Source organism: Lacinutrix sp. 5H-3-7-4 (genome assembly GCF_000211855.2).
GTDB lineage: Bacteria > Bacteroidota > Bacteroidia > Flavobacteriales > Flavobacteriaceae > Lacinutrix.
Genome location: NC_015638.1, coordinates 860,274 through 886,307, shown reverse-complemented (window position 1 = coordinate 886,307; position 26,034 = coordinate 860,274). Strand labels below are relative to the sequence as shown.

General features: G+C 31.6%; 22 protein-coding genes and 1 tRNA gene. 6 read left to right on the top strand and 17 right to left on the bottom strand.

What is annotated here, in order from left to right; translation table 11 throughout:
• Nucleotides 1–16: 16 nt before the first annotated feature.
• From LACAL_RS03895 to LACAL_RS14965, 9 genes are all read right to left on the bottom strand, one after another.
• The gene (locus tag LACAL_RS03895) at nt 17–382 is read right to left on the bottom strand and encodes a cupin domain-containing protein (protein WP_013869401.1); all 366 of its coding nucleotides are present in this window, start codon (nt 380–382) and stop codon (nt 17–19) included.
• 161 nt (nt 383–543) lie between these two features.
• Nucleotides 544–1,917, bottom strand: coding sequence for a magnesium transporter (mgtE, locus tag LACAL_RS03890; protein ID WP_013869400.1), 1,374 nt, complete (start codon nt 1,915–1,917; stop codon nt 544–546).
• Nucleotides 1,917–2,729 (bottom strand): 16S rRNA (adenine(1518)-N(6)/adenine(1519)-N(6))-dimethyltransferase RsmA, encoded by an 813-nt coding sequence (rsmA, locus tag LACAL_RS03885; protein ID WP_013869399.1) that lies wholly within the window; start codon nt 2,727–2,729, stop codon nt 1,917–1,919. Before rsmA ends, mgtE begins: the two co-directional genes overlap by 1 nt.
• Nucleotides 2,730–2,783: 54 nt before the next feature.
• Nucleotides 2,784–3,107, bottom strand: coding sequence for a DUF4286 family protein (locus LACAL_RS03880; protein WP_013869398.1), 324 nt, complete (start codon nt 3,105–3,107; stop codon nt 2,784–2,786).
• 88 nt (nt 3,108–3,195) lie between these two features.
• On the bottom strand, nt 3,196–4,971 hold the full coding sequence (locus tag LACAL_RS03875) for a tetratricopeptide repeat protein (RefSeq protein ID WP_013869397.1): 1,776 nt from the start codon (nt 4,969–4,971) through the stop codon (nt 3,196–3,198).
• Between the two features lie 430 nt (nt 4,972–5,401).
• Nucleotides 5,402–6,673, bottom strand: coding sequence for a serine--tRNA ligase (gene serS / locus LACAL_RS03870; protein ID WP_013869395.1), 1,272 nt, complete (start codon nt 6,671–6,673; stop codon nt 5,402–5,404).
• 181 nt (nt 6,674–6,854) lie between these two features.
• A complete protein-coding gene (locus tag LACAL_RS03865; RefSeq protein ID WP_013869394.1) occupies nt 6,855–8,165 on the bottom strand; it encodes an HTTM domain-containing protein in 1,311 nt (436 codons plus the stop codon).
• Nucleotides 8,158–9,075: a bifunctional riboflavin kinase/FAD synthetase gene (locus LACAL_RS03860; RefSeq protein WP_013869393.1), complete on the bottom strand. Its 918-nt coding sequence runs from the start codon at nt 9,073–9,075 to the stop codon at nt 8,158–8,160. Before LACAL_RS03860 ends, LACAL_RS03865 begins: the two co-directional genes overlap by 8 nt.
• Before the next feature lie 85 nt (nt 9,076–9,160).
• Nucleotides 9,161–11,992 (bottom strand): T9SS-dependent choice-of-anchor J family protein, encoded by a 2,832-nt coding sequence (locus LACAL_RS14965; RefSeq protein WP_013869392.1) that lies wholly within the window; start codon nt 11,990–11,992, stop codon nt 9,161–9,163.
• 244 nt (nt 11,993–12,236) lie between these two features.
• Here LACAL_RS14965 and LACAL_RS03850 point away from each other — a divergent pair, with 244 nt between their 5' ends.
• Nucleotides 12,237–15,572: a reprolysin-like metallopeptidase gene (locus LACAL_RS03850; protein WP_013869391.1), complete on the top strand. Its 3,336-nt coding sequence runs from the start codon at nt 12,237–12,239 to the stop codon at nt 15,570–15,572.
• Nucleotides 15,573–15,619: 47 nt separating this feature from the next.
• On the opposite strand, the gene pth is transcribed toward LACAL_RS03850, so the two are convergent.
• The 3 genes from pth to LACAL_RS03835 all read right to left on the bottom strand — a co-directional run bounded on the left by pth (nt 15,620) and on the right by LACAL_RS03835 (nt 17,963).
• Nucleotides 15,620–16,186, bottom strand: coding sequence for an aminoacyl-tRNA hydrolase (gene pth, locus LACAL_RS03845; protein ID WP_148256120.1), 567 nt, complete (start codon nt 16,184–16,186; stop codon nt 15,620–15,622).
• Between the two features lie 153 nt (nt 16,187–16,339).
• On the bottom strand, nt 16,340–16,972 hold the full coding sequence (locus LACAL_RS03840; protein WP_013869389.1) for a 50S ribosomal protein L25/general stress protein Ctc: 633 nt from the start codon (nt 16,970–16,972) through the stop codon (nt 16,340–16,342).
• Nucleotides 16,973–17,021: 49 nt separating this feature from the next.
• Nucleotides 17,022–17,963, bottom strand: a complete 942-nt coding sequence (locus tag LACAL_RS03835) for a ribose-phosphate pyrophosphokinase (RefSeq protein WP_013869388.1) — start codon at nt 17,961–17,963, stop codon at nt 17,022–17,024.
• Nucleotides 17,964–18,108: 145 nt separating this feature from the next.
• Here LACAL_RS03835 and LACAL_RS03830 point away from each other — a divergent pair.
• The 4 genes from LACAL_RS03830 to LACAL_RS03815 all read left to right on the top strand — a co-directional run bounded on the left by LACAL_RS03830 (nt 18,109) and on the right by LACAL_RS03815 (nt 21,020).
• Nucleotides 18,109–18,190 (top strand) — tRNA-Leu (locus LACAL_RS03830).
• A gap of 73 nt (nt 18,191–18,263) precedes the next feature.
• Entirely contained in the window at nt 18,264–18,854 is a 591-nt protein-coding gene (locus LACAL_RS03825) for a HupE/UreJ family protein (protein WP_013869387.1), read from the top strand.
• Between the two features lie 140 nt (nt 18,855–18,994).
• A complete protein-coding gene (locus LACAL_RS03820; RefSeq protein ID WP_013869386.1) occupies nt 18,995–19,426 on the top strand; it encodes a dCMP deaminase family protein in 432 nt (143 codons plus the stop codon).
• A gap of 4 nt (nt 19,427–19,430) precedes the next feature.
• Nucleotides 19,431–21,020, top strand: coding sequence for a S41 family peptidase (locus LACAL_RS03815; RefSeq protein WP_013869385.1), 1,590 nt, complete (start codon nt 19,431–19,433; stop codon nt 21,018–21,020).
• On the opposite strand, the gene LACAL_RS03810 is transcribed toward LACAL_RS03815, so the two are convergent.
• Genes LACAL_RS03810 through LACAL_RS03800 form a run of 3 tightly spaced genes read right to left on the bottom strand, consistent with a single transcriptional unit; the run spans nt 21,021 to nt 22,424 of the window.
• Nucleotides 21,021–21,632: an FAD-dependent oxidoreductase gene (locus LACAL_RS03810; RefSeq protein ID WP_013869384.1), complete on the bottom strand. Its 612-nt coding sequence runs from the start codon at nt 21,630–21,632 to the stop codon at nt 21,021–21,023. It abuts the gene before it with no gap.
• The gene (locus LACAL_RS03805; RefSeq protein ID WP_013869383.1) at nt 21,633–21,833 is read right to left on the bottom strand and encodes a hypothetical protein; all 201 of its coding nucleotides are present in this window, start codon (nt 21,831–21,833) and stop codon (nt 21,633–21,635) included.
• Nucleotides 21,834–21,842: 9 nt separating this feature from the next.
• Complete coding sequence (locus LACAL_RS03800; protein WP_013869382.1) at nt 21,843–22,424, bottom strand: MarC family protein; 582 nt, start codon at nt 22,422–22,424, stop codon at nt 21,843–21,845.
• Between the two features lie 144 nt (nt 22,425–22,568).
• On the opposite strand from LACAL_RS03800, the gene LACAL_RS03795 reads away from it, so the two are divergent.
• Nucleotides 22,569–23,135: a DUF3109 family protein gene (locus LACAL_RS03795; protein ID WP_013869381.1), complete on the top strand. Its 567-nt coding sequence runs from the start codon at nt 22,569–22,571 to the stop codon at nt 23,133–23,135.
• A 1-nt stretch (nt 23,136) separates the two neighbouring features.
• Here LACAL_RS03795 and LACAL_RS03790 read toward each other — a convergent pair whose 3' ends face one another.
• Complete coding sequence (locus LACAL_RS03790) at nt 23,137–25,095, bottom strand: tetratricopeptide repeat protein (protein WP_013869380.1); 1,959 nt, start codon at nt 25,093–25,095, stop codon at nt 23,137–23,139.
• A 1-nt stretch (nt 25,096) separates the two neighbouring features.
• Entirely contained in the window at nt 25,097–25,831 is a 735-nt protein-coding gene (locus LACAL_RS03785; RefSeq protein WP_013869379.1) for a LytTR family DNA-binding domain-containing protein, read from the bottom strand.
• Nucleotides 25,832–26,034 lie beyond the last annotated feature (203 nt).

Here is a 26,034-nt window from a genome sequence, read left to right as displayed (position 1 = left end):
AGTGATGCTCTTTATTTTAAATTTCTGGATAGTTGGTTTGTGTTTTGTCGTGTTTTACTTTTCCGGTATGTGATGTACTTAGTTTTTCGAATAGTAACACGTGTACTTCTTCATTATTTTTTGTTGTAGGATTATGTTCTACTCCTTTTGGTACTACAATTATTTCTCCTTGATTTACAACCTGGGTTCTGTCTCTAAATTGCATGTATAGTGTGCCTTTTATTACTTGAAAAAGCTCATCTTCATTATCATGGCTATGCCAAACAAATTCTCCTTTTAGTTTTGCTAGTAGTACTTGCATATTATCTACTGTTGCAATGCGGTGTGGATGCCATTGTTTTGTAAATAGGGTGTGTTTTTGGCTTATGTTTATTGGTTTCATAATCTTTAAATGCAGTTAATTGTGTTTAAAGTTACAAAGTTTTGCGTTAAGGATTGAGCAATTGTTGGAGCTCCTCGCAGAGAGCGACTTGCGAAAGCCTGACGTTTTTACCTGAGGTACGAAGAGAAAAAAGGAAACGCCCAAATATTTTACTTTTAATACTAAAAGCCTAATATTGATTTTGATATCAATAGATAGATTACTATACCAAAAATATCGTTACTTGTGGTGATAAATGGTCCTGTTGCTATGGCTGGATCTACGCCTCTTTTGTCTAGAAATAGCGGTATAAATGTGCCTATTAATCCGGCGATTATTATTACTACTACTAGTGATACTGATATGGCTAATGCGAGCTTAAAGTTTTGTTCCCATGCGAACACAAATAGAAATAGAAATATAGATAATACTACACCGTTTAACGCGGCTAGAAGCATTTCTTTTACTAATCTATTATTTATACTGCCTTTTACATCGTCGTTTGCTAAACCTTGCACTATTATGGCGCTTGATTGTACTCCTACATTTCCTGCCATTGCGGCTATTAATGGTGTGAATAAAAATAGTATTACGGCTTGTTCTGGTAGTCTGCCTTCAAAAAAGTACATGATTACAAATGCTCCAATTCCTCCTATTAGACCTAGAAATAGCCATGGTAGTCTTGCTCGGGTTAGTTGTAAAATACTATCGTCTGCCTCTACATCGTGTGTTATACCTGCTGCTAGTTGGTAATCTTTATCTGCTTCTTCTCGTATAACGTCTACAATATCATCAATGGTAATTCTACCCATTAATACTTTGTTTTCGTCTACTACAGGAATGGCTTCTAGATCGTATTTTTGCATTATTCTAGCTACTTCTTCGGCTTCTTCGTTAACGTCTACATAATCTACTTTTGGTATGTATACTGTAGAAATGTGCGCTCTTGGCGATGCCATAAGTAAGTCCTTTAGTGAGAGTCGTCCTATTAACTTCTCATTACCATCTACTACATAAATAGAGTGAACTCTTGTTACGTTTTCGGCTTGTGCGCGCATTTCGCGTACACATTCTGTAACGGTCCAGTTTTCGTTTACTCGCACTAATTCTTTTGCCATTAAACCACCAGCTGTATCTTCGTCGTAAGTTAATAGTTCTTGAATTTCAGCTTTGTGCTCTTGGTCTTCAATTTGTGCAATTACTTGTTCTTGTCGTTCTTCGGGAAGCTCGGCAATCATATCTGCAGCATCATCGGTATCGAGTTCTTCGATTTCTTCTGCAATTTCTTTTGTAGATAGTGTTGCTAAGATTTTCTCTCGATCATCTTCATCCATTTCCATAAGGATTTCGGATGTTTTTTCACTATCTAATAATTTAATAATGTAGCTGGATTGCTCTGTATTTAGGTCTTCAAGAATTTCGGCTATATCCGCATGGTGATATTCATTTAATAGTTCTAAAATGGCGTTATCATTTTTAGCATCTACTAATTGTTCTACACTAGTTATAAGCGCATCGCTTATTTTAAATTGGATATTTTCTTCTTGTTCTTCCACTAAATAGACTCGTTTTTGGTGTCGTTTTCAATTAATGTTGTAAGCTCAATAAAGGCTTGAACATCGAGTTGTTCTGGTCGCTTGCCAAATATAACATTTGCTTTTAAATTATCACTCAATTCGAATGTTTTTAAACTGTTACGTAATGTTTTTCTACGTTGCTGAAATGCTTGTTTTACCACTCTAAAAAATAGTTTTTCGTCGCATGGTAAGCTATAGTTTTTTTTACGTGTAAGTTTTAATACTCCTGAGTCTACTTTTGGTGGTGGATTAAATACTGTTGGTGGTACGGTAAATAAATATTCTGCATTATAAAATGCTTGTGTTAATACAGAGAGTATACCGTATACTTTACTGCCTTCTTTAGAGCAAATGCGCTGGGCAACTTCTTTTTGAAACATTCCAGAAAACTCTGGTATTTGATCTCTTAGCTCTAAGGTTTTAAATACAATTTGTGTAGATATGTTGTATGGAAAGTTACCGCTAATTGCAAAAGGTTCGTCTCCAAAGGTTTCGCTAACATCGTATTTTAAAAAATCTTTTTCTAAAATTCTTGGTGCAAGGTTTAGATAATTATTTTTTAGATATTCTACACTTTCGGTATCTATTTCTATAACATAGGTTGTTACAGGTTTTTTTAATAAATACTTGGTTAAAACACCCATTCCAGGACCAATTTCTAATACTTTTTTATAGCCTTCAAGTGATAAAGCGTCTGCTATTTGTTCTGCTATGCTTTCGTCTTCTAAAAAGTGCTGACCTAAAAACTTTTTTGCTTTTACTTGGTGCGGATTGTGTTTTTTCTTGGTCATTGGTAGCTGTTTTAAATTTTTTAGTTTAAATACTAAGTTGTGGTTTGCTATATTTTATTTAAAGTTTACAGCATATTCATCTATAACTTCTAGCTCTGTTCTAAAAGCAAGCATCTTGTCGGCAAATAGTTTTAAACCTTCGGTTCTTAAGCGATCTGCGTCTTCTTTATAGTAGGCATCTAGAGATTCGCGAGAATGTGCTCTGTATTGTATAGAGTAGGTTTCGCCACCCATTTCTTCTTCTACTAAAACCTTGGTAAGTTTTGCTTCTAAAAATTTACCTGTTGCAAGTACTTGTGGAATATGTTCTTTAATCCAAGTTAACCATTGCTCGTGCACACTATTATCTATATTAACTGTGACGTTGTATATAATCATTCCTTAAAAATTGTATTGAAAAAAGAGTTTTTGCAAAGGTAGGATTTTAAAAAGGAATTGAAGAAAAACTGCAATGTTTAAGCTTTTCCTAATTTATACTGTCACCTCTTAATGCTCTGTATTTTTTGCGTGAGTCTACAAAGTAAATACTATCTGCATGGTTAAATATTATGCGTTCGTAAAGTTCTTTAGCTTTTTCTGGTAGTTGTAATTGGTTATTATAGATCTCTGCAAGAGCAAAGATGGCATCGTCTATTAAAATACCATCTGTATAATTTGAAATAATTTGAAGGTAATTAGACTTTGCTTTTTCAAAGTCTGCTTTGTCTTCAAATAACTGTGCCTGTTTTAATAAAGCTTGAGGTATAATGGTTTCGGTTTTATGCTCTTGTATAATGTTTGATAATATTGTAATAGCTTGATTTTTTTTGTTTTGAAAAGCAAGTAAATCTGCTTTTGCATATTTTTTTAATGCAGTTTGTAAAGAGTCTCCTTGTTTATTATCACTTATAAGTAGCTTTAAGTCTAATGCGTCATTAGCTGTTAGTTGAGATGTAGATTTTTTTAAAATTTTAAGCTGAGATTCTGCCCATTTAAAATCACCTTTATAATAACTTGTTTTTGCTACTTTAAATCTTGCTAATTGTGAGATTTTGGTGTTTTTTAAAGCACGTTGAATTTGTGTGTAATAGATTAATGCTTCATTAAACTTCTCTTCTAAAACTAGTATATCTCCTAATTCTAATTTTAATTGCGCTAATTGGTAACTGCTATAATTAATATTTAAACTTTCTTTCAAAAAAGCAACAGCATCTCTTGATTTATCTAAATTAAATGCTAAAAAATGAGCATAAGCAACACGTAAGTTTACAGTTCTAGAGGTTTTACCGTATTTTTCTAGAAGCTTAAGGTATTTATTGTTTATTATTTGGTAGTCTTTTTCTTTGGCTTGTTCTGTTTCAATTTTTAATAGGTTGTAATTTGCATTTATTTGTATATCTATTTCTTGAGTGTTTTCTACAATAAAAGTATAGATTTGTTTTGCAACGTTTAATTGTTTTTGGTTATAGGCAATGTTTGCTAATTGTTCAACACGATTTAAACTTTCTAATTCTCGTTTATAAATTGCTTTTTCTTGTGTAAAAGCTTTTTTGTATTCTTTTTGCTGGATAAAAAGCCAGCTCAACATATCGTTCCAGAGTAAGTTTGGAGCGGTTTGTATTTTTTTTAATAGTATTTTTCTTAAAATAATATTGTTTTCGTTTTCCTTATTTTCACTAATAAAAGAACTAAATTCTCTTTTAGCTGTATTTAAATAATTTTCATTTATTTCAGAAAAATTAATATAACTATTAAACATTTTTTCAATATTGCCTTGCTCGCCATAAATTTTTGCCAAGTTTATATTAAAGTTTAGTTGAGGCTTTAATTGCATGGCTTTATTGTATGTGACTATAGCCTCATTTAATAACGAATAATTTTCAAAACTTCTACCTACGGCATAGGCGTTGTTTGGGTTTTTTTCTATTGTTAATATGGCTTTATCGTAATTTAGCTTGCTATTAATAGTGTCGTTTTGTAAACTGTAATTTCTTCCTAATTCTACAATAAGTTGTGGGTACTCGTAACGCGTTAATTCGTCTTGTAATAATGTTTCGGCTTCTTTAAATTTCTCTAATTGCTGGTAAGCTTTTACAAGTTGTAAAAGGTAAGTTTTATTTCTGCTGTTTTTAGCATATAGTTTTTTGTAGGTAGTAGCAGCTTTTTCAAAATCTCCATTTTTAAAATATTCTCTAGCTAAAATATCGTCTTGAGCAAGAGCATTAAAGCTTAAAAGAAAGGTGAAAATAAGTAAAAATCTCATAGCAAATGTTTGTGTAAATATAACAAATGTTATGCCTATTGTTATTAAATTAAAAAATTAGACAAAAAAAATGCCTGAAATTAATCAGGCATGCCAATCTAAATAAATGTGCTATTAATCATATATTTAACAATGATTCAAATACTCGATTGGGGTTTATATAAAAACTAAGTATAGTTAATTATTAGACACAATTGCAGTTGTGCTTATTTTAGATTTTAATTTGTCATATTCCGTAGAAAAAACAACTGTTGCAACTATTACTAACGTTGCAAGTAGGAACAAACGTTTTATATTTTTCATCTCAATACTGTTTTAGAACAATATAAATTTGAGAATTAAAATTAAAACAGCAAAGATTTATCTGTAAAATTCGTTAAACAACGTGTTTTTTTAACATTTAATCGATAAAATTTGTTAAAACAAAATATTATTGAATGTTTTTAAATCCTGTATAAGGTACTAAAACATCTGGAATAGAAATACCATTTTCAGTTTGATAGTTTTCTAAAATTCCAGCTAAAACTCTAGGTAATGCAAGCGAACTTCCATTTAAAGTGTGAGCCAATTCATTTTTACCGTCACTATTTTTAAAACGTAATTTTAAACGATTAGCTTGGTAAGTTTCAAAGTTTGATACACTAGAAATTTCTAACCAACGATCTTGAGCTGTAGAAAAAACTTCAAAATCGTAAGTCATAGCAGATGGAAAACCTGTGTCACCACCACACAATTTTAAAATTCTATAAGGTAATTTAAGCTCACGTAAAATACTTTTAATATGTTCTACCATACCAAAAAAGGCATTGTAAGAGTTTTCTGGGTGCTCAACACGTATAATTTCTACTTTATCAAATTGGTGCAGTCTATTTAAACCACGCACGTGTGCACCATAACTACCAGCTTCACGCCTAAAACAAGGAGTATAACCAGTAATACCAATTGGTAAATCGCTTTCGTTTAATAAAACATCTCTAAAAACATTAGTTCCAGGAACTTCTGCAGTTGGTATTAAATATAAATCGTCACGAGAATCGTGATACATTTGCCCTTCTTTATCTGGTAACTGTCCAGTACCATAACAAGATGCCTCGTTTACTAGATGCGGTAATTGATACTCTGTATAACCAGCAGCTGTATTTTTATCTAGAAAATAAGAAATTAAAGCACGTTGTAATCTAGCACCTTTACCTTTATAAACAGGAAAACCAGCACCCGAAATTTTATTACCTAACTCAAAATCTATAATATCATATTTTTTGGCTAATTCCCAATGTGGTTGTGCGCCATCAAATAACTTAGGTACTTCTCCTTCATTAAAAATTTCTTCGTTTTCCTCTTCAGATTTTCCTGCAGGTACCGACTCATGTGGTACATTAGGCAGTTGGTATAATAAATTTTGTAATTTTTCTGCGGTTGTGTTTAAGTCTTCGGTAAGTGTTTTAGAACTTTCTTTTAAAGCACTCGTTTTTTCTTTTAATGCGTTAGCTTTTTCGCCTTGACCAGACTTGTATAAAATCCCAATTTCTTTAGAAATAACATTAGATTCAGCTAAAGTATTGTCTAATTTCGATTGTAACGTACGGCGTTCTTCGTCTAAAACAATAACTTGTTCAACTAAATCTTTAGCATCAAAGTGGCGTTTTGCTAAACCAGCAATTACAGTCTCTTTGTTATCTCTAATAAATGGTACTTGTAACATAAATTTTATTTTGGGCGTTACCAAAAACAAGCTAAAAAAGCATTGTTTTTGGTCAGGCTTTCAAGGCTCGCTCTCTGTGAGGAGCTCAAACAAACCTTTCAATCCTTAACGCAAATTGAAACATATTTTTAATAATGGTAAAAGTAGTAAGATTTAGCTTGTTGTAAAATAAAAAAGAAACCTATTTTGATGGTAATATCCAATCATTATGTGTAAAGTAGTTATACTTGGCATTTGCAATATCTACTTTTGGGTCTATTAATTGTTTGTGTGGCTTACCATTAACACTTACAAAAGCTTTTATATATATAGAAATATCTTCGCCTTTGTTTTTGTAGTCTTCTTTTAACCGTTGTGAAAACTGCCACATAACATCTGGTTTAGAGCTAGCAGAGCGTATTTGTTTTTTAGAGAGGTATTTGTCTAATTTTAAAACAGTTTCTTTTTTTGTAGTATTATTAACAAGTTTATAAGTTGTTCTGCTGCTTTTAGAGCGTAGCATCATGCGCCAAGATAAACGGTGGCCTTCTTCTGTCCATAAAACATTATCTTCAATAAAATGATGGCGAATAGGTAGTATTATTTGAATTATAAAATAAATGCCTCCAAGTGTTACTAAAACGGGTTTATAGTTAGGCACAATAATTTCGTTTTTAGAGTAAAACTCTTTTCGTTTTAAAAAGATGTTTTTAATTACTTTAGGCTCAAAAAAGAATAAACAAAATGCTAAGGATAGGTATGGAAATACACCAACCTGAAATACAATAGAATTAAATAAATGAAAAAATATAGAAGCAAAAAAAGCGTACTTTCTTGTAGCCTTAATAAGTAAAAGAGGTATAATTAAACCGTCAAATAAAATGCCACCATAAGCTACTAAATATGGCATAAAATTATTTTGTAATAACTCGCCAATAATTGGGTAATTGGCTTTACTTCTCATTAATAGTTTTGGCACAGTTAAATCTATCCAATCTGGATATAATTTTGCTTTAGATGCGTAAGTGTAAAGTATAAACAACTGGATTACAAAAATCCACTTACACCAACTAGGCATAGAAATTTCTTTAAGTTTAGGGTTTAATTTAACATCTAAAGATGCATAGCGATTTGCAGGCAAAATAGCCATAATTGCACTTAATAAAACAAGTAAGTAGTAATGGTTGTTATATGAGGATTTTTGCATAAAATATACGCCGCACCACATTAAACAAAAGGCCAATGCACTAAACCTATACTTATAACCTAGCATTATTAAAATACCAAAACCACCCATAATTGCGTAGTAAAAGTACATACCATTTCCTGATAATGGCTGTAGCCAGCCAAAGCCCATAAACGAGAATGTAAATTTTGGTTCTACTAAAGTGCGTGTTATCCAGCCGGTAAAAATTGCACCAACAGATTCTAAAAAGCATAGTAAACCAAAAATAATCCTGAAGACAACAAGCGCACTATTATCTATATGTTTAAAAAGAAATGAGTTAATCATAATTTTTTATAATAAGTAATGCCTTGTTTTGATCTTTTTTTAATTGAGTTTTTAAAACTTCAATAGATTCAAATTTTTGTTCATCTCTAAGTCTGTCTAATAATTCAATTTTTAATGTTTTATTATAAAGTGAAACGTCCCAATTAAAAAAATGTGTTTCTATGGTTTGAGATGTACCATCTACTGTAGGGTTTGTACCAATATTCATCATGCCAAAAACAGTTTTACCTTCTATAATAGATTTTATAACGTAAACACCTTGCTTTGGAATAAGTTTATAGGTTTCGGTAATTTCTAAATTGGCTGTAGGGTAATTTATTGTTTTACCAATTCCTTTTCCTTTTACTACTGTTCCAGTTAGCATAAAGTTGTAGCCTAAATACGTGTTTGCTGTTTTTATATCGCCTTCATTTAAGGCATTTCTAATTTTTGTAGAGCTTACTGCAACATCGTTAATATCTTGAGCTGTTATTTCTTCAACTTCAAAATTATAGGTTTTACCAAAATCTATTAAATTATCAATATTAGCAGATCGGTTTCTACCAAAGTGATGATCGTAACCTATTATTATATATTTAGCATTTAATTTTTTTACTAAAAGTTTTTCAACAAAGTCTTCAGCCGTTAAACGTGAAAATTCTTGAGTAAATTTTTCTACAATCATATTTTTAATACCTAAGCTTTCTAATAGAGAGGCTTTTTCATCCATGGTATTAATGAGCTTAATATTAGCATCTTTTTGCAGCACCATTCTAGGGTGTGGAAAAAATGTTAGTATCGTTGGTTTTAAATGTTTTTTACTACCAACAGCAATTAATCTTTTAATAATTTTTTGGTGTCCAATATGTACACCGTCAAAAGTACCTATTGTAATAATTGTTTGCTCGTTTTCTAGCGCGTTTGGTTTCAAATGCTTTGTCTTTAGTTTGCAAAAATAAAAAAAGAGGATTGAAATGACTTCAAATCCTCTTTAATATAATTTTAAGTGCTGTTATTTACTCTTTAATAAAGCGTAAAGTTATTGCAGCATTATCTTTTGCAATCTTAATAAAATACACACCATTGCTTAAAGCACTAGTATTTAATGTTAAATCTGCTTCGGTATTAATTTTCTTGTTTGTAATTAATTGTCCTAGCATATTATAAACACTATACTCACTTGGTATCTCGTTGTTTTTAGATGAAATTGTTAACGAGTTTCTTGTTGGATTTGGGAAAATAGAAACTGAATTTTCTAAATCAAACGAAGGTGTAGATAAGTTAAATTGTCTACCAAAATAGTAATTACCATCAATTCCAGAAGTGAAAGGCACTGTTAAAATGTAGTCTCCATTAAAATCTGAAACAGTAACAGGTTCAGATACATTTGTACCTTCTCTAAAGGCAAATAAATTATTTCTACTTTCTCCGGTAATTGTTTCCCATGCTGTAATTTCAGCATTTGTAAAGTAGAAACTAAGTGTAGTTTGACCAGAAGTATTCGTGTTTTCAGGAGTAAAACTTATTGTCTTAGCCATAACTCTATCTTCGTTAGCAGTAGAACCAGGGCGTAATACGGTTGGAGCTCCTGCTATTGTTTGGTCTCTTGTTACAGTTATAGTTGTACACCCATAATCAAAACCACCTGTATTATCTAATCCTGCAACAATGTTTCCAGTTGCATTGTCAAAAGAATAAGCAGTTCCCGTTGTGTTAACATTTATAGTACTTGGGTTTGCTATGTTTTCTTCTGTTTGTACAACAAAATTAATAGACTCTATAATATTAATTGTATCTAACATAATTAAAGAGTTACCGGTAGTATTAAAATGTCTAAATACTAAATGTCCTGTTTGTCCAACTATGTTAGAATCACTTGTAATAACAGATCTGTTTTCTGTTGTGCCACCAATTGTGTTTGTTTCTTCAAGTAAAGTTCCTGCAATAATAGTAGACTCATCTGTAATATCTGTTGTGAAATATACAGCAAAATGTTCAGGAGTACCTGCAGCTCCAATTTCGTAATTGAATTCTACACTAGTAGCACTTGAACCTATAGTAATAGCTGGAGAGATAATATAATTATCTGGAGTTAATACTCCTGTTCCTCCTACTACAGATTGATCTGTTACAGAACCTGCCCAATTACCAGATAGGTTACCAAAAGTAAGCGGTTGAAAAACACCCCAGTTTTCACCATCACCATCACTATCTATAATTGTCCATCCGGTAGTGTCTTCCCAATCTTGAGTAAAAATAGTTGTATTTGCACTTCCTGTTGCAGCAATATCATCATTAACAAGAGTAAGTGTAAATGGTGTTGTAGATGCAATGGCATCTCCAGTAGTTGTTACGTTTACTTCTAGAGTTATATCTTCATCTGTTTCAACAAAACTATCGTTATAAACTCTTAATGTTATGGTGTCATTTCCACTTGGAAAACCAGTCCCTGCATTAAAAACAACAGAATTGTTTAATAAATCGAAATCTTCATTAATTGTAGCCGAACCAGTAGAGATTAAATTAGCAGTTGTGGTTGCTGTAGTAGGTGACGATATTGACAGCTGGAAAGTAAAATCTTGAAAACCGCAATCACTTCCTTCTATAACAGAATTAGGAGCAGTTGTGGTATAGTTTACAGTAGGACTAGCAGGACTACATGTGTTAGAAGTATTTAATTGCATACGTCTTGGCGAATTTTGCATAACAATTACCATACGATCTTTTTGATCTTGGGTAAAGGTGTCCATACATGCATCGTTTGTATAGTCCATATAATTTTGTACTTGATCATTACCAGCACTTGTTGGGCAAGAATCGGCACTCAAATTACAAGTGTAATTAGGGTTTCCAGAAATAGGTGTGTCTGCACAAAAGTCATCTGCACTACAATCTCCATCACCCCAAATGTGACGTAATCCTAACCAGTGACCAACTTCGTGAGTCATTGTACGACCTAAGTTATATTGGTTGTTTAATATAAAAGATCCATCATTTTCGGCTAAAGTACCCATGGCATCATAACTAGCAACAACACCATCTGTATTTGCTGCTCCACCGTTAGTGTTAATTCCCGCTAATCCAGAATTACTTGGAAATTGAGCATAACCTAAAAGACCTTGTTGACCACCTTGATTTATTGGTAAGCCACCAGCTTTTATAGTCCACATATTTAGGTACATTTCTGGATCCCATTGCGTGGTAGTTTTCATGTTTTCAGTATCTGCTCTAGTTTCCCAATCATCTGTAGCAGCACTTGTATTACTTGGAGGAGTAATGTTGTGACGTACTATACCAGTAGTAGGGCTGCCAAAAGGATCTTGTTGAGCAATACAAAAATTTATTTCAATATCTTGAGCTAAACCAGTTGTATTAGCTCCGCCAGGAGTATTGGCTAAACGTCTGTAATCTTCATTCATAACTTGAATTTGAGATAATGCTTGAGCATCAGAGATATTTTCATTACCAGGTAAACCATTGGTGTTAATTGGGTCTCCATTATGAATAATATGAATTACTACTGGAATGTTAAATACTGGAGGCATTGTTTTACCTGCAGCTCTATCTGCTTTGTATTGTGCTAATTTAGGAGCGATCCATGCCTCAAATTCTGCAGAGTTTACACGACTAGGATATTGCTTTTGTAATGCAATCTCATTTTCATCTGTTAAGCATCGAGCATATCCAGTTTGTTCTAGTGAGTTTTGAGTTTCTTTTGTAGGTTCAAATGCTGGAATCTGCTGCTGTATACTTCTTTTAGTATTTTGAATAGGAGTTTTTTGTTGCCCAAATAAGTTTGCTGAAAAACTTACGGTAGCAAGCAAAAGTAAAAAAGTAATTTTTTTCATTTTCTATAGATTAAATTCACGTTAATTTATTGGCTTACAAATTATGGAAAAAGACTGAAGTAGTAGTTGTTAAAAATGAATTATTTTATGGGGTTAAAAAAATATTCCTTTTATAGCATTGATTTATAGACGGTTCTTTTTTTTAGACGCTATTGATTGTGGTGAAAAAAACAAACAAAAACACAGATTAATACAAGTTAAGTGTTAAAAAATTATTAATTTTATATTCTAAAAAATCATCAAAATGAAAACAAAATTACTAAGAATACTATTTCTGCTTCTTTTTCTTTTTGTAAATCAAATTTACGGACAAGATAATGTGTGGACTAAAACAATTTTTAAAGAGAATACAGAAGGCATTTCTTTAAAAAACCTAGATAGAGATAACGCTATAGTTTTGCAGCTAGATATTCTCAATCTAAAACAACAACTTGTAGGAGCGCCTTTAAGATTTTTATCACAAGGAAAATCTAACACAATAGTAAGTTTTCCATCAGTGAATGGTAAATTGGAACAATTTAGAGTAGTGGAAACTCAAATTTTTTCATCTAACGATAATGAGGCACAACACCCAAACATTAAAACTTATTTAGGTTCTAGACTGGATAATACAGGTACAAGAGTAAGATTTAGTGTAACTCCATTAGGCTTAAAAGCAATGGTTTCTGAGCCAGGAAAAGAAACAGTTTACATACAGCCTGTTACTAAATTCTCAAATGGTCAATACTTAGTTTATAATAGAACAGCTCAACTTAATTCATCTGAAACATTTGAATGCTTAACAGAAGATGTTGATATATCAAAACGTGTTGTGAGTAGTGCATTTTCTCGAGATGCAAATGACCAATTACTTCGAACGTTTAGAATGGCAATGTCTGTAACATCAGAATATACCAATTATTGGGATGATGGTAATGCTGCAAATGGAGATGCGCAACAAGATGCATTGGCTCAAATGGTTTCTACTTTAAATAGAACTAATGAAGTGTTTGAAGTTGATATGGCTATTACATTTCAATTAGTAGATACTATGGATGATCCTGCATTAGATTTAATTTATGTAGGTACAGATCCTTATGGTACAGATTTAAATGGTGATTTACAAACAAATTTAACAGCTAATGTAGGTGAAGGAGATTATGATATAGGACACTTGTTAGCTTTTGCAGGTAATAATGGTAATGCTGGTTGTATAGGTTGTGTATGCGAAAGTGGGAAAGGAAGTGCTTTTTCTGCACATCAATTTACAGATAATGATGGCGGACCATACATGGCAGATTTTTTCGATATTGATTATGTGCCACATGAAATTGGCCACCAAATGGGAGCAAACCATACTTGGTCTTTTAATTCTGAAGGTACTGGAGTTAATGCTGAGCCGGGAAGTGGAACTACTATAATGGGTTATGCTGGAATAACAGGAGGAAACGATGTGCAAGACCATAGTGATCCATATTTTCATTACTATAGTATAGATCAAATATTAAACAATGTAACTACCGCACCTAATAATTGTGCAGTTACTACAGCAATTACAAATAATGCTCCAATAGCAGATGCTGGTTTAGATTATATTATACCTATGGGTACTGCATTTGTTTTAAGAGGTGCAGCAACAGATACTGATGGTGGAGATACACTGACATATACATGGGAGCAAATAGATAATGGTATTACCACTAATTCTTCGTTTGGACCAACAAAAACAACAGGAGCTGTTTGGAGATCAAGACCACCAAGTACATCGCCAGATAGATATATGCCTATTTTAAGCAGAGTTTTAAATGGAGACTTAACAGAATCTAGTCCAGTTGAAACTGTAGATAATTCGTCATGGGAAACAGTATCTACAGTAGCAAGAAACTTAAATTTTGCGTTAACAGTTAGAGATCGTTCTGAAGCTGGAGGTATTGGGCAATCTCCACAAACTAGTTTTGATGAAATGTTAGTAACTGTAGATGGGACTTCGGGACCTTTTACTGTAACGTCTCAAACTACTAACGAAACTTGGGATGCAGGATCGACACAAACCGTTAGCTGGGATGTAGCAGGAACAGATGTAGGAGTTGTAAACACGCCTACGGTAAACATACTATTATCTGTAGATGGTGGATTAACTTTTCCATTTGTAATGGCATCTAATGTGCCAAATGATGGATCTCATGATGTTACAGTTCCTTTAACTGGTGGAGATACTAACATGGCTAGAGTTATAGTAGAAGGAAACAACAATATTTTTTATGCAGTAAACGCTTCAAATTTTTCAATTCAAGAATCAGAATTTGTAATTACTATTGATAATCCTGTTGTTGATGTTTGTGCGCCAAATGATGCTGTTTTTAATTTCACGTATAATACTTTTTTAGGATTTAGCGATACTACTAATTTTACAGTAACAGGATTGCCAGCAGGAACTTCGGCAGTAATTAATCCAGTATCTGCATCTGCAGATGGCACTACAGGAACAGTTACAATTTCTGGAACAGGTAGTCTAGCTTCTGGACCTTATTCTATAGTTTTAGAAGGGACTTCAGGAACTATTACAAAATCTGTAGACGGTACATTTAATGTATTTAGTAGTACAATAAACCCAACGACATTAGTATCTCCTGCAAATGGAGCAGTAGATGTTGCTGCAGATGGAGATTTGATTTGGGATATAGATGTTAATGCTGAGAATTACTTGGTAGTGGTAGCAACAGATTCAGGTTTTACTTCTATAGTTGAAACAGCTACGGTGCAAACAAACACTTATACAACTGCTCTAGCAGCAAATACACAATATTTTTGGAGAGTAACAGCATCTAACCAATGTGCTACTGCTGCACCTTCAACTGTTTTTAATTTTACTACGGCAAATTTAACTTGTGCTACCTTTAGTGCGACAGATTTACCTCAAACAGTTTCTACAAGTGGTGCAGGAAATAGTTATGTATCTACAATAAATGTTGGTGCTAACTTTCCTATAACCGATGTTAACGTTACAATAGATATTACGCACTCATGGTCAGGTGATTTAGATATAACTTTAACAAGCCCGGCAGGAACAGTGGTAGAGTTAACGAGCGATAATGGTGGAAGTGGAGATAATTATACTGCTACTGTTTTTGATCAAGAAGGAACAGATGGTCCTATTACAGGAGGTAGTGCACCTTTTACAGGTAATTTTGTGCCAGAAGGAGATTTATCAACTATTTATGGTGAATTGTCTGGTGGAGATTGGATTTTAACAGTAGTTGATGATGCTAACCTTGATGGAGGAACGTGGAATAGTTTTGATTTAGACCTTTGTGTTCAAGGTAGTTTATCTGTAAATGAATTTGATACAGGGATATCTGATTTTTCAGTTTTTCCAAATCCAAATAATGGATCGTTTAACGTAAAATTCAATAACCTATCTCAAAATGATATTATGATTTCTGTTTTTGATGTAAGAGGAAGAAGTGTATTTAAAAATGAATTTAAAAGCACCACAAATTTTGAAGAAACAATTAATTTAAATAATGTAGAAGCTGGTATGTATATATTACAAGTATCTGATGGAGCCAACTCGCAAACAAAAAAAATAATTGTAAAGTAATTTATATTATAAATTTAGAAAAAAAGGAAGCCAATTGGCTTCCTTTTTTATTTACCATTAAAAGTATTCATGGTATTATTTATTCCAGCTAAGCCAAAAGATTTTATTAATTCTATAGATTTTTTTAGGCGTTCTTCAAGTTTGCTGTTTTCTTCTTCCGTCCATTCTCCTAATACATAATCAACTTGTCGTCCTTTGGTAAAAGCATCACTTATACCAAATCTATAGCGATTGTATTTATTGGTGTTTAGCTTGTCTTGAGTGTCTTTTAAGCCATTATGACCTCCATCACTTCCTTTAGTCTTTACTCTTATGCTTCCAAAAGGAAGATTTAAATCATCAGTAATAACTAGTAAATTTTCTAATGGTATTTTTTCTTTTGTTAACCAATATAAAATAGCTTTTCCGCTTAAATTCATATAGGTATTTGGTTTGAGAAAAATAAAAGTTCTTCCTTTTAATTTATAGGTTGTTATGTCTCCAAGTTTTTGTGTTTCAAAAGTTAAAGATTCTTCTTTTGCAAAGTAATCTAGAATTTTAAAGCCAATATTATGACGTGTGTTTTCGTATTTATCACCAATATTTCCTAAACCAACAATTAAGAATTTTTTCATAGAATTTGCTTTTTCAATTGTATTTGAATTGTTTTTAGTTTTAAATATTTTGTAGAACCAATCAAACATATTGAAGTTAGTTTTTTTTGTAAAAATAAAAAAGCATCCTGAATATTTCAGAATGCTTTTTTTTATTTATTCAGAATAAGTTGTTTATTCTTTTACAGCAGCTACATCGTCAGTTTCTGTTGCTGGTACATCATCTGCATCTTCATCATCTTCATCATCTTCTACTACAGCAGCTCTAGAACGTCTTACTAAACATACAACAGTGTTATCTGGGTGCATGAATGTGTAGTCTTCAGACTCTAATTTAGTGATGTAAAGTTTGTTTCCAATTTTAAGGTTTTCAATATCAGCATCTATGTAATCTGGTAAGTTTCCTGGTAAAGCTTTAACTCTAAGGCTACGTTTGTTTTTACGTAAAACACCACCATTTCTTACACCTCTTGGGTTACCAATATATCTTACAGGAATATCCATAGTAATTTCTTTATCCTCGAATACTTGGTAGAAATCTATGTGTAAAATTCTATCTGTTACAGGATGAAATTGAATGTCTTGTAAGATTGCATTATAAGTATCACCACCTTCTAATTCGATTACAACTGTATGCGCATTAGGTGTATACACCAGTTTAGAGAATGCTAATTCAGCTGCCGAGAAATGCACTGCCTTGTCTCCTCCGTATAATACGCAAGGAACCTGACCAGCATTACGTAAGGCTTTTGTTGATTTCTTGCCCACGCTTTCTCTTTGAGATCCGTTGATTGTAATTGATTTCATTGTTGTTATTTATATTTAATTATTAATATACATTGTTGGTAGTTATTAACTACATTAAAAATTTAGAGCTTATAGATTTGTTAAAATGTACATTATGCATTACTTCTGCAAATAAATTTGCACAGCTTATAACTCTAATTTTTTTACTTTCTCTTTTTAGAGGAATTGAATCTGTTACAATTAATTCTTCTAATTTAGAATTTTCTAATCTTTCGTAAGCATTACCAGATAAAATAGGATGTGTACAAATAGCTCTAACACTTTTTGCGCCACGCTCCATCATTAAATCTGCAGCTTTGGTTAAAGTTCCAGCAGTATCAACCATATCATCTACTAAAACTACATTTTTTCCAGTAACATCACCAATTAATTCCATGTGAGAAATTACATTGGCTTTAGCACGTTGCTTGTAACATATAACAACATCACTTTCCATTGCCTTAGAGTAAGCATAAGCTCTTTTACTTCCTCCCATGTCTGGAGAAGCAATAGTTAAATTATCAAGATTTAACTCTTTTAAGTATGGTAAAAATACTGTAGAAGCAAATAAATGATCTACTGGTTTTTCAAAGAACCCTTGAATTTGATCTGCATGCAAATCCATAGTTATAATTCTAGTTGCTCCAGCTGTTTCAAGCATTTTTGCAACTAATTTTGCTGCAATAGGAACTCTAGGTTTGTCTTTTCTATCTTGTCTTGCCCATCCAAAATAAGGTAAAACTGCTGTAATATGTCTAGCAGAAGCACGTTTGGCAGCATCTAACATTAATAACATTTCCATTAAGTTTTCTGAACTTGGATTTGTAGACCCAATAATAAAAACTCTTGTTCCACGTATAGATTCTTCGTAAGATGGTTGAAATTCACCATCGCTATAAGTAGATGTAATTACATTACCTAATTTAGCACCATATGCCGCGGCAATTTTTTCGGCTAAAGTTTTACTTTGCGTAATTGAAAAAATTTTTGCGTCTGGCTTAGTATTTGGCATCGTAAAAATGTTTTAAAGTAGTGAATAACACTACGTTATTTTTAATGAGGTGCAAATTTATGACTATTTTTTTATCTATAAGGTATAATCACCACTATTTTTAAGGTGTTTATCGAAAAAAGATATATTTTTGCATTGCTAATAAGCTCAAATGGCGGAATTGGTAGACGCGTTGGATTCAAAATCCAATTTCTTCGGGAGTGTGGGTTCGATTCCCACTTTGAGTACAAAGGCATCAATTTTTATTGATGCCTTTCTTTATTTTTATATATTTACAAACACCCAAAAATATAACTTAAAATGCTTGAAGAACTTTGGTTTAATGTACAATATGGTATCAATCACGTACTTGATATTAATGCTTATGATCACGTTTTATTTCTTATTGTTTTAACTGTTCCATATATGTTTAGAGACTGGAAACGAGTGTTTTTACTCGTAACAGTTTTTACTGTTGGACATACATTATCGCTTATATTAGCAACTTATGGAGCTGTGAAAATTTCAGGGAACTTAATTGAGTTTTTAATACCAATAACAATATTAATTGTCGCACTTTTTAATGTGTTTACTTCTGGAAAAGGCGCTCAAAAGGAAAAAATAGGTGTTTTATTTATCTCTACATTGTTTTTTGGCTTAGTCCATGGATTGGGTTTTGCTAGAGAATTTAAATTGTTAATAGGTAATGATGATAATAAAATAATAACACTTTTAGAGTTTGCTTTAGGTATAGAATTAGCTCAGGTTATTATAGTTTTTATAGTTTTATTTTTAGGCTACTTAACACAAACAGTATTTAGGTTTTCTAAACGCGATTGGATTATGGTAGTTTCTGCTATTGTTGTAGGACTTGTAATACCAATGTTGCTAAATAGTCCATTAATAAAATAAATAGCTTCTATAAAGTTTTCATAAATCTGCTTGGTTAAATTGTAATTAAAATACTAACACATTATCTTCGTTGTTAGTAGAGTAGTAGCTTTTGCTTTTTTTAAGCGTAATAACATTATAATGCTACTCGGTTTTATAATATGCCAAAAAATAAACAGCACAAATACGATAAAGCGTATTTACGAATTGCACAAGAATGGGGAAAGCTATCTCATTGTAAGCGAAAACAAGTTGGAGCCTTAATTGTAAAAGACCGCATGATAATTAGTGATGGTTTTAATGGAACGCCTACAGGTTTCGAAAATCCTTGTGAAGATGAAGAAGGTTATACTAAATGGTATGTTTTACATGCCGAAGCAAATGCGATTTTAAAAGTAGCATCTTCAACTCAATCCTGTAATGGTGCTACTTTATATATAACTTTATCGCCTTGCAAAGAATGTAGTAAACTAATTCATCAAGCTGGTATAATTCGTGTTGTATATAAAGAAGGATATAAAGACGACTCTGGTTTGCGCTTTTTAGAAAAAGCAGGAATAGAAATAGAAAGAATAGAAGATTTAAAAGCTTAATAAAATGAATAAAAAATACTGGCCTTTACTTTTTGGTGTTGCAATTGCAGCTGGTATTTTTATTGGCGGCAAATTAGATTTTAATGATACTTCAGATCGCTTATTTACCTCAAACAGTAAAAAAGATAAATTAAATAGGTTAATAGATTATATTGACCATGAATATGTAGAAGATGTTAATACAGATAGTATTGTAGATGTTACTGTAAATGGTATTATGGAAAATCTTGATCCGCATTCAGTTTATATTCCAAAAGAAGATTTGCAACGTGTAACAGAAAACATGAAAGGAGATTTTGTTGGTATAGGTATTAATTTCAATACTTTTAGAGATACAATTACTGTTATTAGAACTATAGAAAATGGACCAAGTGAACGAGCAGGCCTAAAAGGAGGAGATAGAATAATTACAGCCAATGGAGACTCTTTATTTGGTCGAGATTTAACCAATGGTGATCTAGTAAAAAAGTTAAAAGGTCCAATAGATACAAAAGTAGTGTTGGGCGTAATTAGAAAAGGAGAAGAAGAACCTTTAGAGTTTACTGTAGTTAGAGATCATATCCCTATTAAAAGTGTTGATGCTGGTTATATGTTAACAAATAAACTAGGCTATATAAAAATTAACAGGTTTGCAGAATCAACATATAAAGAATTTAAATTACAATTAACAAAATTAGAAAAACAAGGAGCTACAGAATTAGCACTCGATTTAAGAGACAATCCTGGCGGTTTTCTTGGTGTAGCCGAAAAAATTGTAGATGAATTTCTGGAAGACGATAAGCTAATTTTATTTACAAAAAATAAACGTGGAGATATAGAAAAAAGTTTTGCAACACGACGTGGTTCTTTTGAAAAAGGACATGTTTATGTAATGATTGATGAAAACTCTGCATCTGCAAGCGAAATTGTAGCAGGAGCTCTGCAAGACAATGATAAAGGAACAATAGTAGGTCGTCGTTCTTACGGGAAAGGTTTGGTGCAAAGAGAAATGCAGTTGGGTGATGGTAGTGCGGTTAGATTAACTGTTTCTAGATATTATACGCCTACAGGACGTTCTATTCAACGCTCATACCAAAAAGGACATCAACAAGATTATTTTGACGACTACTATTCAAGACTAGATAGTGGAGAGTTGTTAGATTTTAATAAAATTGAAATTGCAGACTCTTTAAAGTTTATCACGCCTAAAGGAAAAACAGTTTATGGCGGCGGCGGTATTATTCCTGATGTTTTTGTGCCGTTAGATGAAAGTATGCAAAATGAAACCATTTCTTTTCTATTAAGACGCGGTTATATTAGAGCTTTTGCTTTCGAGTTTTTAGAAAAAGATAGAGCAGCTTTTGGTGATTTTACTAGAACAGAATTTATTGAAAATTTTCATATAAGTGATGAAGCTATAAACGAGTTTCAGGATTTTTTAAATGAAAAACGACGTACAACAATTGTTTTTGTAGCTTACAGAGAAGAAGTGAAACAATACATTAAAGCATCGTTAGCAGAACAATTGTTTGGTTTTGGTGCTTATGAGGAAGTTGTAAATAAAAAAGATATTATGGTAGAAGAGGTTATAAAGCAATCTACAGAAACCAAATAGTTAAATTATAGTTGTTTTGTCGTGTACTTTTGTTTGCTTACCATTATTCCATAGTGTTAAAATATCTGTAGCTACATGGGCTCCACTACCAGAAGCAATGGCAAATTGACTACGCCAACCTGCTAATGTGCCAGCAACATATAGATTTTTTTCAATTAGATGGTCTTGGTTTTCTAGCCAAATTCTATCTTTAGATAGTGCAGCTCTAGGATGTGGTTTTATATAAGGCTCTAATCCTTTTATAGAAAGCAAACTTGTGTAGCCAACAGCTACAACAATACGTTTGCATTCGTATTCGTTTTTATTTGTGGTGGCAATAAAGCCATTATTTGTTTTAGCAATTTCTACAACCTTTTCTGTATCAATTTGAATAACATCTGGATATAAGTCGTTTAGTTGTTGTTTGCCTTCAACAAGTAAATCACTACCTAAAGTTCCAGGTTTTAGACCTAAAACATTATTAAATAAAGCATTTTGTAAATGAGAAGTTTTTTGGTGTGTAATAATTGCAACTTTTTTGTCTTTTGCAAAAGGTTTTTGTAAACCAGAACCTAAAACAAGTGCACAAGATAATCCTGCAGCTCCACCACCAATTATTAAAGTGTCTATCATTTATCTTCCTTTATTTTTTTCTTCAATTTTTTTCGAAATTCTTAAAATTTGTAAAAGTAGAATAGCGCAAAGTGAAGCAAAAATAGTAATTAAAGCCACAGTGCTTTCACCTTCAAAAAGATTAGAAAAATCGAGCTTGGTAAAATTATAAATTATTAAACCAAATGCTAATATGCTTAAAATAAGTGTAAAAATTTTCATATTGTAAAGTTAAGCAAAAAGAATCTTAACATTGGCTGCAAATAACTTAATTGATATCGCTAATAATACAACACCAAATACTTTTCTAATTATGTTAATACCATTTTGGCCAATAAAGCGTTCTATTCTGTTAGAGGTTTTTAAAACTATATAGATAACAAGAACATTTAATAAAACAGCTAGAATAATATTTTCAATAGCAAATTCAGCTCTTAAAGATAGTAGTGTTGTTAAACTACCTGGTCCGGCAATTAACGGGAAAGCTAGAGGGAAAACAGAAGCCGTCATTGGGTTGGTATCATCTTCTTTATATAATGTAATACCTAAAATCATTTCTAATGCGATAAAAAACAATATAAACGAACCTGCAACAGCAAAAGAGCTTACGTCAATACCTATAAGGTTTAATATACTTTTTCCTAAAAATAAAAAGGCAATTAATATAACACCGGCAATTAAGGCAGCCTTTTCACTTTGTATATGACCTGCTTTTTTTCTAAGGTCTATAATAATAGGAATATTCCCAATAATATCTATTACGGCAAAAAGTACCATGAATACGGTAAATATTTCTTTAAAATCAAAATTCATTTTTCAGTTTTTTAAATTTTTTGCAAAAGTACTTTTAAATTAACTTTTTACAAGGTTAAATTTAGTTTAATTTTTATTTAAAATCATGAGTTTAAGTTTGAAACTTTTAACCTTATATTTGTGTAAAATTTTTGATACTCAGCAATGTTTCAATTAGGAAAAACAATAGTTTCTGAAGCTATTATAGAAAATGATTTTGTTTGTAATCTCTCGGCATGTAAAGGTGCTTGTTGTATTGATGGAGATGCAGGAGCTCCATTAACAAAGGAAGAAACCGAAATTTTAGAAGATATTTACCCAAAAGTAAAACCTTTTTTGCGCCCAAAAGGAATTGAGGCTATAGAGGCTCAAGGCACATCTATAAAAACTGTTTTTGGAGATCTTGAAACACCATTAATTAATGGAGCAGATTGTGCTTATGTTATTTTTGATGAAAAAAATACCGCATTATGCGCAATAGAAGAAGCTTATAATCAAGGAGAAATTTCTTGGAAAAAACCAATTTCTTGTCATCTTTATCCAATACGAATTAAAGATTATACAGAGTTTTCTGCTGTGAATTATGATAAATGGGAAATTTGTGATGACGCCTGTTCACTAGGTAAAGAGTTACAGGTACCAGTTTATAAGTTTGTAAAAGAAGCTTTAATTAGAAAATTTGGAGAAGACTGGTATGCAGAGTTAGAGAAAGTTGCGCAAACCATGAAATAGTTTAAGCTGTTTTAAGTTTAAACATTTCGTTTATTGGTATATGAATAGTAACTTTTGTTCCTGCAGTAATATTATCTTTATATAAATCTTCTATAGTTAATTTATAGTTTGTAGTAAAGGGTTTCGAGAAGTTTTCAAGGCGCTTTTTGGTTAGGTGTATGCCTACAGATTTTCTATTTAATAATTTGTTTTTCTTAATTTTAGACGAAGCGTTTCTGCCAATACCGTTGTCGGTAATTTCAATAATTACATAGTCTGGATCACGTTTAATAATATCTACATTTATAATTTTGTCGTCTTTTTTTGAAGCTAAACCATGCCATAATGCATTTTCTAAAAAAGGTTGAAGCACTAAAGACGGAACTTTTATAACATCTATATTAATATTTTCTTCAACGGTGTAATTATAGTTTATTTGATTAGAAAATCTAATGTTTTCTATATTCATATATAAATTCATTGTTTCTAATTCTTCAGCAAGCGAAATTTCTTTTTCGGTTGAAGCAACTAATATTTTTCTAATGAGTTTAGAAAATTTATTAAGGTAATAAACAGCATTTTCTTTTTCGTTATTTATAATATAAAGCTTTATAGAATTTAAAGAATTAAAAATAAAATGAGGATTCATTTGGCTTCGTAGCATGTCTTGCTCTAAGGTAAGAATTTGCTTTTCGTTTTTTACTTGTTTGTGTCTATAGAAAAAAAACAAGCCAGCAACGGCAGTTAACAGTATAAAAAGAACAACAAAAGTAGTTTCATTTCTTTTTTCTAAAATCATTTTTTCTGAAGCTAGAGTCTTTATTTGGTTAGTTTGTTTTTCTGCTTCATATTGAAAACGTAACCTATTTACGTACTGTGTGTTTTTTTCGTTACTTATACTTTGGTCTAAAGCTACAGCTTCTTTATATTGTTTTAAGGCTAAAGCATTATTACCTTTTTTCTCGCTTACGCTAGATAGTTGAAAATTTGCTTCGGCAATAAATGATTTTAAATCATATTTTTTTGCAACCTGTAAACCTTTGGTGATGTTTTTTTTAGCAAGATCTAATTGGCCTAATTGGTTTTGTGCCCAACCTAACCTTATGTATGCTGATGCGATGTAGAATTGGTCTTGTTTTTCTTTAGCTAAAGCGATTGTTGGTTTTATAACCTTGAGAGCTTCTTCTGGTTTTTCTTGTTTTACGTAAATACCACCAATGCTATTATTGCATATTATTCTACCAATATCTGAGTTTATTTCTTCGTTATAAGCTAAAGATTTCTGGTAGCTTTTTAAGGCTTTTTTTAAATCGCCTTTGGCCTCGTAAATTGCGCCAATGTTATGGTGGTTAATAGCTAAGCCTAATTTGTTTTTAATAGCTTTTTCTATAGTGAGTGATTTTATAAATTCTTTTAAAGCTAAATCTTCCTGTTTTAAGCTTAGGTAAATATTACCCATACTATTATGGCTTACAGCTATGCTTTTTTTTATACTTTTAGTCTTATTAGTTTGTTTCTCTGCTAATTCTAATGCTTTTTGGTGATAATCTAAGGCGCTTTTTATGTTGTCTTGTCTTCTGTCTATAACACCAAGCATATTAAGACTTACTATTTCAAATTCTGGCAGATTGTTTTCTTTAGAAATTACTAATGCGTTATTTAATAGCGTTTTAGATTTGTCGAAATTAGAGGTGTTTCGGTATTGGTTGCCTAGCATAATATTTGCAAAGGCTTGACCTTGAGGATAGTTTTGCTGTTGGCTTTTTGTAGCAAGCGTTCGCATTTTAGTTGTGTCGTTTTTGTTTTTGTAAATAGCATACTCTAAATCACCAAAATTTTTATGGTTTACTTTAATTATACTATCTGCAAAAACAGAGAAACCTGTTTCTTTTTCCTGGGAGTTGACTACTTGTGCTGTACAACAACAAATAACTAGAACTATTATCCAAAAAGTAATATGTGATAGGTTTTTAAAAATCATTTTATAATTTTTCTAAAAAACTAGACTTACGTTGTCTTGCAACAGGAATTTTTTGATTGGTTTCCATTACAACGTAACCTTCGGTTTTTAAAAATGCTTTAATTTTACTTAGGTTTATTACGTATGAGTTGTGAATTCTAAAAAAAGAATCTTCAGGAAGCAAGGCATAGACTTCTTTTAGCTTTTTTGTAACTAATACTTTTTGGTTGTCTTCTAAAAAGATAGTACTGTAATTACCATCAGACTCTACAAAAACAATATCATCAATACTTAAAAATAACAGTTTACCATCTGTATTAATAGTTATTTTTTTCTTGTTATTATTATTGGTGAAGTTTATAAGTATATCTTCCAGTTTTTCGCTACTTATTAACCTAGATTTAAATTTTTTTATTTTAGAAATTGTTAGTTCTAAGTCGTCACTATCAATAGGTTTTAAAAGGTAATCTAAAGCTTCGTGCTTTAAGGCTTTAATAGCGTATTCATCATAAGCAGTAGTAATTATGACTGCAATGTCTGTATTGTTTAATTTTTCTAAAAATTGAAAACCATCCATAGTTGGCATTTGTATGTCTAAAAACAAACAATCTGGAATGTTTTTACTTAAATAAGCAAGAGCTTCTTCTGGTTCAGAAAAAGTTCTAACAACTTTAATAGTATCGCTAAAATTGTTAAGCTCCCAGTTTAGGCCTTCAATGGCTTTAGGTTCGTCGTCAACTATTACGGCTTTAAGCATATTTTTAGGTGTATTATATAATAAAGATAAAACTAAATATAGACTTTTTTATGGTTTATGTGTAATTGGTATCTAATACTGTGTGATTAGTTTTTTTTAAAGCATAAATTAGGTTGTTACCATTTATACAATAATTACAACCAACTATACATTTAGAGTCTAATAAAAAAATGCTCTTGAGTATATTTATAGTGTTAGTTTTA

Coding starts and splice junctions, on each gene's coding strand:
- LACAL_RS03895 (WP_013869401.1), bottom strand. CDS start 382: ATGAAACCAATAAACATAAGCCAAAAACACACCCTATTTACAAAACAA.
- rsmA (WP_013869399.1), bottom strand. CDS start 2,729: ATGACCAAGAAAAAACACAATCCGCACCAAGTAAAAGCAAAAAAGTTT.
- LACAL_RS03880 (WP_013869398.1), bottom strand. CDS start 3,107: ATGATTATATACAACGTCACAGTTAATATAGATAATAGTGTGCACGAG.
- LACAL_RS03875 (WP_013869397.1), bottom strand. CDS start 4,971: ATGAGATTTTTACTTATTTTCACCTTTCTTTTAAGCTTTAATGCTCTT.
- serS (WP_013869395.1), bottom strand. CDS start 6,673: ATGTTACAAGTACCATTTATTAGAGATAACAAAGAGACTGTAATTGCT.
- LACAL_RS03865 (WP_013869394.1), bottom strand. CDS start 8,165: ATGATTAACTCATTTCTTTTTAAACATATAGATAATAGTGCGCTTGTT.
- LACAL_RS14965 (WP_013869392.1), bottom strand. CDS start 11,992: ATGAAAAAAATTACTTTTTTACTTTTGCTTGCTACCGTAAGTTTTTCA.
- LACAL_RS03850 (WP_013869391.1), top strand. CDS start 12,237: ATGAAAACAAAATTACTAAGAATACTATTTCTGCTTCTTTTTCTTTTT.
- pth (WP_148256120.1), bottom strand. CDS start 16,186: ATGAAAAAATTCTTAATTGTTGGTTTAGGAAATATTGGTGATAAATAC.
- LACAL_RS03840 (WP_013869389.1), bottom strand. CDS start 16,972: ATGAAATCAATTACAATCAACGGATCTCAAAGAGAAAGCGTGGGCAAG.
- LACAL_RS03835 (WP_013869388.1), bottom strand. CDS start 17,963: ATGCCAAATACTAAGCCAGACGCAAAAATTTTTTCAATTACGCAAAGT.
- LACAL_RS03825 (WP_013869387.1), top strand. CDS start 18,264: ATGCTTGAAGAACTTTGGTTTAATGTACAATATGGTATCAATCACGTA.
- LACAL_RS03820 (WP_013869386.1), top strand. CDS start 18,995: ATGCCAAAAAATAAACAGCACAAATACGATAAAGCGTATTTACGAATT.
- LACAL_RS03815 (WP_013869385.1), top strand. CDS start 19,431: ATGAATAAAAAATACTGGCCTTTACTTTTTGGTGTTGCAATTGCAGCT.
- LACAL_RS03810 (WP_013869384.1), bottom strand. CDS start 21,632: ATGATAGACACTTTAATAATTGGTGGTGGAGCTGCAGGATTATCTTGT.
- LACAL_RS03805 (WP_013869383.1), bottom strand. CDS start 21,833: ATGAAAATTTTTACACTTATTTTAAGCATATTAGCATTTGGTTTAATA.
- LACAL_RS03800 (WP_013869382.1), bottom strand. CDS start 22,424: ATGAATTTTGATTTTAAAGAAATATTTACCGTATTCATGGTACTTTTT.
- LACAL_RS03795 (WP_013869381.1), top strand. CDS start 22,569: ATGTTTCAATTAGGAAAAACAATAGTTTCTGAAGCTATTATAGAAAAT.
- LACAL_RS03790 (WP_013869380.1), bottom strand. CDS start 25,095: ATGATTTTTAAAAACCTATCACATATTACTTTTTGGATAATAGTTCTA.
- LACAL_RS03785 (WP_013869379.1), bottom strand. CDS start 25,831: ATGCTTAAAGCCGTAATAGTTGACGACGAACCTAAAGCCATTGAAGGC.